This is a genomic window from Methylobacterium sp. WL8, from assembly GCF_008040045.1.
GTDB classification, from domain to species: domain Bacteria; phylum Pseudomonadota; class Alphaproteobacteria; order Rhizobiales; family Beijerinckiaceae; genus Methylobacterium; species Methylobacterium cerastii.
The window spans coordinates 1-2,496 of the sequence record NZ_VRVF01000165.1; the positions used below are offsets into that span (position 1 = coordinate 1).

Here is a 2,496-nt window from a genome sequence, read left to right on the forward strand (position 1 = left end):
TGTTGATTTCCGCTGAGAGTTGACCCGGCGGAGCCGGAAGTTTCCATCGAGAAGTGACCCGTGTCTGAACCCACCCCTGGCTTTTTGGTCGGGGGGTCATGGAGTGATCGACATGGCGTTATTGAGTGTCATTCGGCGCTGGGCGTTCCGAGAAGGGATGCCGATCCGGGAGATTTCGCGACGTACAGGATTGTCGCGCAACACGATCCGCAAGTACCTGCGGTCGGATGAGAAGGAGCCGCTCTACCGAGTGCCGGAGCGGCCCAGCAAGTTGGACCCGTTCGCCGCGAAGCTGTCGGGCTGGCTGCAGACGGAGGCGAGTAGGTCACGCAAGCAGCGGCGCACGGCGCGGCAGATGCACACCGATCTAGTTCTTCTGGGATATGACGGCTCCTACGGTCGGGTCGCAGCTTTCATCCGCAGTTGGAAAGAAGACCGGCAGATCCAGCAGCAGACCACGGGACGGGGAACGTTCGTTCCTCTGGTCTTCGCCCCAGGGGAGGCGTTCCAATTCGACTGGAGTGAGGACTGGGCGGTTCTCGGGGGCGAGCGCGTCAAGCTCCAGGTCGCTCACACCAAGCTGTCGCATAGTCGGGTCTTCGTCGTGCGGGCGTACCCGCTTCAGACCCACGAGATGTTGTTCGACGCGCACTTCCATGCCTTCCGCGTGCTGGGCGGCATCCCGGGACGTGGCATCTACGACAACATGAAGACCGCCGTGGATCGGGTGGGGTCTGGCAAGGCTCGGCAGGTGAATGGGCGCTTCGCCGCTATGGCAAGCCACTATCTGTTCGACACAACTTTCTGCAATCCCGCATCGGGCTGGGAGAAGGGTCAGGTCGAGAAGAACGTCCAGGATGCGCGTCGTCGGCTATGGCAACCGTTACCCAGCTTCGCCGATCTCGACGGGCTGAACGCCTGGCTCGAGACGCGCTGCATTGCGGCTTGGAAGGAGATCCCGCATGGGGAGCTTCCCGGCACGCTTGCGGATGCGTGGACCAATGAGGTGCCGAGCCTGATGCCGCTTGGCCGTCCCTTCGACGGCTTCGTCGAGCACACCAAGCGGGTCTCGCCGACCTGCCTCGTGCACTTCGAGCGCAACCGCTATTCGGTTCCGGCCTCTCTTGCCAACCGTCCCGTGAGCCTGCGGATCTACCCGCAGCGCATCGTTGTGGCCGCGGAAGGCCGGATCCTGTGCGAGCATCCCCGGGTCATCGCGCGCTCGCATACCATGGCCGGGCGCACGGTCTACGACTGGCGCCACTACCTGGCCGTCATCCAGCGCAAGCCAGGCGCCCTGCGCAACGGGGCTCCCTTCGCCGAGATGCCGGACGCGTTCCGGCGGCTGCAAGGTCACCTCCTCAAGCATCCTGGCGGCGATCGGGAGATGGTGGAGATTCTGGCACTCGTGCTGCATCATGACGAGCAGGCCGTTCTCTGCGCGGTCGAACTGGCGCTCGACGGCGGCGTTCCCACCAAGATCCACGTCCTCAATATCCTGCACCGGTTGCTCGACGGTAAGCCATCGAGCGTGGCCACGATCGATGCCCCACAGGCGCTCGTCTTGCGCCAGGAGCCGAAGGCCGATGTCGAGCGCTACGACGCGCTCCGCAGGAAGGCGGTGCGCCATGCGTCATGATCCCGCCAGCGCCGCCATCATCGTCATGCTGCGCGGGCTCAAGATGTACGGCATGTCTCAGGCCGTCGTTGATCTCATGGAGCAAGGCGCACCCGCCTTCGAGGTAGCCGTCCCGCTCCTGTCCCAGCTGCTCAAGGCCGAGATGGCCGAGCGGGAGGTTCGATCCGTCGCCTACCAGATCAAGGCCGCCCGCTTTCCGGCCTACAAGGATCTGACCGGGTTCGACTTCGCTGCCAGCGAGGTCAACGAGGCCATGGTTCGCACTCTGCACGGAGGCGACTTCATCGACGGCGCACACAACGTCGTCCTGATCGGTGGCCCGGGCACCGGCAAGACGCATATCGCGACCGCCCTGGGCGTGCAGGCCGTCGAGCATCATCGCAAGAAGGTCCGCTTCTTCGCGACCGTCGACCTGGTCAATGCCCTCGAACAAGAGAAAGCCCAAAACAAAGCGGGCCAGTTGGCCGAACGGCTGCTGCGTCAAGACCTCATCATCTTAGACGAACTGGGCTATCTTCCCTTCAGCGCCTCAGGAGGGGCCCTGCTGTTCCACCTGCTGTCCAAGCTCTACGAGCGCACCAGCGTCGTGATCACCACCAACCTCAGCTTCAGCGAATGGGCCGGGATCTTCGGCGATGCCAAGATGACTACCGCGCTGCTCGATCGCCTCACCCACCACTGCCACATCCTAGAGACCGGAAACGACAGCTTCCGCTTCAGGGCAAGTGCCGCAGCCGGAAAGCCGAAAAGGAGCCGCACCGTGAGTTGACCAGACCCACCCAATGATAAACATCAACCCCTGAACCTGGGTCACTTCTCAACGAAAACGCCGGGTCAACTCTCAGCGGAAATCAACA

2 protein-coding genes are annotated in these 2,496 nt (G+C 63.2%); both read left to right on the forward strand.

From position 1 onward, the window contains the following. Window positions 1–112 precede the first annotated feature (112 nt). Complete coding sequence (gene istA / locus FV234_RS25635; RefSeq protein WP_147754757.1) at window positions 113–1,639, forward strand: IS21 family transposase; 1,527 nt, start codon at window positions 113–115, stop codon at window positions 1,637–1,639. After that, on the forward strand, window positions 1,629–2,408 hold the full coding sequence (gene istB, locus FV234_RS25640; protein ID WP_063988215.1) for an IS21-like element ISMex27 family helper ATPase IstB: 780 nt from the start codon (window positions 1,629–1,631) through the stop codon (window positions 2,406–2,408). Before istA ends, istB begins: the two co-directional genes overlap by 11 nt. The last annotated feature ends 88 nt before the right edge of the window (window positions 2,409–2,496 follow it).